The sequence below is a fragment of the Elstera litoralis genome, from assembly GCF_000963705.1.
GTDB lineage: Bacteria > Pseudomonadota > Alphaproteobacteria > Elsterales > Elsteraceae > Elstera > Elstera litoralis.
The window spans coordinates 1-4,391 of record NZ_LAJY01000294.1 but is presented as its reverse complement, the minus strand read 5'-3'; the positions used below and the strand labels follow the sequence as shown (position 1 = coordinate 4,391).

The 4,391-nt window shown below is 62.5% G+C and carries 3 protein-coding genes; all 3 read right to left on the bottom strand.

Going from position 1 to position 4,391, the window contains the following annotated elements; all coding sequences use genetic code 11:
- On the bottom strand, window positions 1-340 hold a 340-nt coding region (locus VZ95_RS11900; protein WP_198148262.1), incomplete at its 3' end, for a glucokinase.
- Window positions 341-382: 42 nt separating this feature from the next.
- Entirely contained in the window at window positions 383-2,215 is a 1,833-nt protein-coding gene (edd, locus tag VZ95_RS11895; protein ID WP_198148261.1) for a phosphogluconate dehydratase, read from the bottom strand.
- Window positions 2,215-3,684, bottom strand: coding sequence for a glucose-6-phosphate dehydrogenase (gene zwf, locus VZ95_RS11890; RefSeq protein ID WP_045776030.1), 1,470 nt, complete (start codon window positions 3,682-3,684; stop codon window positions 2,215-2,217). Before zwf ends, edd begins: the two co-directional genes overlap by 1 nt.
- Between the last annotated feature and the right edge of the window lie 707 nt (window positions 3,685-4,391).

Below are 4,391 nucleotides of genomic sequence, written 5' to 3'. Positions count from 1 at the left end.
CGATCTGCCGAAGTTCCTTCAGACGCGGGAGCGAGAGCGCCAGCGCCTCAAAGTCATTCACCAACGCGAGGTGATCCAGGCCCAACTCGGCCCGCGATTCGGCAACCGAGAAATCCCAGGCCTGATTGGTCAGCTTGAAGCGGTCGCCCGTCACCGGCCCCGCCACCGCCACACAGGCGGCGCTGGGTTGAACGGCATTTGGCAGCGCCGCGAGATAGGCTTTCGCCGCGCTCGCCAAGGTGCGGTGTTCGGCACTGGGAACTTTGCCGATCTGGCTCGGCCCCGCCCCCGGCCCCGTAATCAGCCCGAACCGCGCATTCGTGCCGCCGATATCCGCCACCAGCCACGGGGCGCGCGGCGGTGGGAGTGATAATCGCCATGATTACGCCCCCTGCCGGTCCAGCAAGGCCCCGAACACATGCGCGCCGCTCTCGGCCCCGCCGACCAGCGCGCGGAAGCCCCCGAACAGCTCGCGCCCGCAGCCGAAATCATTCCCGGCGAGATCGATCACAGCGGCCTCACGGCCTGAGAGATCGGCCTGCACGGTGAGCGTTCCGGCTTCGGCATCGAGGCGCAGAATGTCGCCGGTTTGGATTTTGGCAATCGGCCCGCCGTCCAAGGCTTCCGGCGTCAAATGGATCGCCGCCGGAACCTTACCCGACGCGCCGGACATGCGGCCATCGGTAACGAGCGCCACCTTAAATCCCTTATCCTGCAACACGCCTAAGGCCGGGGTGAGTTTATGGAGTTCCGGCATGCCGTTCGCCTTCGGCCCTTGGAAGCGGATGACGGCGATGAAATCCCGTTCCAACTCGCCGCGCTTGAAGGCCTCTTGCAGCGCATTCTGACTGTCGAACACGAGGGCGGGGGCTTCGACGATGCGATGCTCGGCTTTCACCGCCGAAACCTTAATCACCGCGCGTCCGAGCGGGCCGGTGAGCATGCGCAAGCCGCCGTCCGTCGCAAACGGGTTGGCGACGGGGCGCAGCACGGTAAGATCGTGGCTTTCGCGCGTCGAGGGCTTGAAGGTCACGCCGCCATCGTCGGCCAGGAACGGTTCCTGTCGATAGGCGGACAGCCCGTGGCCGAGGATCGTGCGCACATCTTCGTGCAGCAGGCCCGCGTCCAACAATTCGCCGATGACGAAGGGCAAGCCCCCCGCCGCGTGGAAATGGTTCACGTCCGCCGAGCCGTTCGGATAGACGCGCGCCATGAGCGGCACGCTGGCGGACAGATCGTTGAAATCGTCCCACGTCAGGCGCACGCCTGCGGCGGCGGCCATCGCAATCAGATGCAGCGTGTGATTGGTGGAGCCGCCCGTGACCAGCAAACCGATAATGCCGTTCACAAAAGCGCGTTCGTCGAGAATCTCGCCGATGGGGGTGAAGTCCCCGCCCGCCGTGATCGCCACCGCTTGCCGCACCGAGGCGCGCGTCAGCGCCTCGCGCAGCGGCGTGTTGGGATTGACGAAGCTGGAGCCCGGTAAATGCAGGCCCATGAACTCCATCAGCATCTGATTGGAATTGGCAGTGCCGTAGAAGGTGCAGGTACCCGGCGAATGGTAGGAGGCGCTTTCGGCCTCCAACAGTTCCGCCCGCCCCACTTTGCCTTCGGCGTAAAGCTGGCGGATGCGGCTTTTCTCGTTATTCGGCAGACCCGAGGGCATCGGCCCCGCCGGGATGAACACCGAGGGCAAATGCCCGAACGTCAGCGCGCCGATAATGAGGCCCGGCACGATCTTATCGCAGACGCCCAAATACAGCGCGCCGTCGAACATGGCGTGGCTTAACGCCACCGCCGTTGAGAGCGCAATCACGTCGCGGCTGAACAGGGACAGTTCCATCCCGTCCTGGCCTTGGGTGACGCCGTCGCACATGGCCGGAACGCCGCCCGCCACCTGCGCCACGGCCCCGGCTTCGCGCGCAGCCTCTTTGATGATCGCGGGATAGGGCTCGAAGGGCTGATGGGCCGACAGCATATCGTTATACGACGTAATGATCGCCAGATTCGGCTTGGCTGCCGCCTTCAAATCCGCCTTATCGTCGGGCGCGCAGGCGGCAAAACCGTGGGCGAGGTTCCCGCAGGAGAGGCGCGAGCGGCGCGGGCCTTTGTCGGCGGCGGCGCGCAAGCGGGCGAGATAAGTGGCGCGGCTGTCTTTCGAGCGCTCGATAATCCGCGCGGTAACGCTTTCCAGCATGGGATGAAGCTTGGCCATTATTCGGCCTCCTCGTTCCACGTGCGCCCGTCACGCTCGATCAGCGCGATGGCGGCGGCCGGGCCGGTGGTGCCGGCCACGTAAGGCTTCGGCGGCTCGGCGCGGCGCTCCCAGGTTTCAAGGATCGGCTCGACCCAGGTCCAAGCGGCTTCCACCTCGTCGCGGCGCATGAATAGCGTGGGATTGCCGCGCACCACGTCCATCAGCAGGCGCTCGTAAGCGTCGGGGTTGCGGATCTTGAAGGTTTCGGCGAAGGAGAGGTTCAAGGAAGCCGGGCGCAGGCGCAACCCGCCGGGGCCGGGCTCCTTAGTCATCATATGCAGGCGGATGCCCTCGTTCGGCTGCAAGCGCACGATGAGGCGGTTCGGATCGATCACGCCCGCATCGGCCGGGAAAATCGAATGGGGGACCGGGCGAAACTGAATGGCGATTTCCGACACTTTCTCGCTCATCCGCTTACCCGTGCGCAAATAGAAGGGCACGCCCGCCCAGCGCCAGTTTTGGATTTCCACTTTCAGCGCCACGAAGGTTTCCGTGTGGCTTTCGTGCCCAAGCTCGTCCAGATAACCCGGCACGCCTTCGCCGCGCGAGGCCCCGGCCTTATATTGGCCGCGCACGATGGAACTCAGCACGTCCGGCGCTTTCATCGGCTTCAGCGCGCGCAGCACTTTCAGCTTTTCGTCGCGCACCGCGTCCTTATCCATCTGCCGGGGCGGCTCCATCGCCACCAAGCAGAGGAGTTGCAGCAGATGGTTTTGCACCATATCGCGCAGCGCGCCGGACTTATCGTAATAGCCCGCCCGGCTTTCCACCCCGACGGTTTCAGCGACGGTGATCTGCACGTGATCGATCCAGGCCGAAGACCACAGCGGCTCGAACAGACTATTGGCGAAGCGCAACGCCAGCAGGTTCTGAACCGTCTCTTTGCCCAAGTAATGGTCGATGCGGTAAATCTGCTGTTCGGCGAAGACCGCGCCAACCTCGTCATTGATCTTGCGCGCCGAGGCGAGATCGGTCCCAATCGGCTTTTCCAGCACGACGCGGCTGTCGGGCGTCGCCAAACCCGCCGCCTTCAAGCTGCGGCAGATCGGCCCGAACAGGTCCGGCGCGGTGGCGAGATAGAAAACGCGGACTTTGCTGCCGCCATCGGCCAGCGCCGCCGCCAGGTCGGGCCACCCGGCATCGCCGGTCGCATCGACGGCGACATAGTGAATACGATCGGCAAAGGCGGCCCAGGTCGCCTCGTCAAAATCGCTGCCGACTTGCCCTTTCAGCCATTCCAGCACTTTGGCAATATAGGCGTCGCGGCTTAGCGCGCTGCGGGCAACGGCAATAATCCGCGACGGGCCGGTGATCTGCTGATCTTGGTGCCGATGATATAGCGCGGGCAGCAGCTTGCGCAGGGCGAGGTCGCCCGTGCCGCCGAACACGACATAATCGAAAGGCGCTACAGGAATAATCTGCGCCATACGTCCCTCCCAGGACTGATTTTGACCTTGGCGGCGATCATAGGCGGTTCGGCAGTCCACGGAAAGTAGTTTTATTACATTAGAGCCGCGTCCGTTGAATCGGACGCGGTTCTAAAAGCCGCCCTGAGCGCGTTTGATGCGCCGAGCGCATCGGATGAGGCGGCGGCCAAGGGCACGGATGCGCCCGCCTAAGCGCTTGGCGCGTCAAACGCACCGCCCGGCGAGGGCCGATATAAACCTAAAGCATCGTGCGTCGTTTTTGACGCGCGATGCTTTAGACCAAAAGGTCAGGTTTTGTCGGCTTTTGCGGCTGTCCCATTACAAATCACGGATGCGTCATTATGTCGCGGATGAAAACATAGCAGAGTGTGCGACAGCTTTACTGCCCTAATATTGGTATACAAAATATAAAGATGTCTGAAAATGTTCGAATTTTAGGAATCGCTCCCGACTCGAAGTATGTTTCCGAAAGCTTTCTGCCTCTTTTTCATAACAAATGATTAACATTTAGCCTTGCACCGCAGCATAATTACGGTAGGAACGCTCCCACTTTGTGCAAGAATTTGGTTGCGCAGTGATGTGGGGGAGCGGACGGGCGATGCAGGAGCAGATTTTAGCGCTGTCAAAAGAGGTTTCGGATCTCGCGACGATGAAGGTCTCGGAGATCCAGAACGTCATGCGCACAACCAAGATTTTGGCGCTGAACG

Excerpts from the sequence above, each read along its gene's own strand:
- edd (WP_198148261.1), bottom strand. The coding sequence starts at position 2,215 with ATGGCCAAGCTTCATCCCATGCTGGAAAGCGTTACCGCGCGGATTATC.
- zwf (WP_045776030.1), bottom strand. The coding sequence starts at position 3,684 with ATGGCGCAGATTATTCCTGTAGCGCCTTTCGATTATGTCGTGTTCGGC.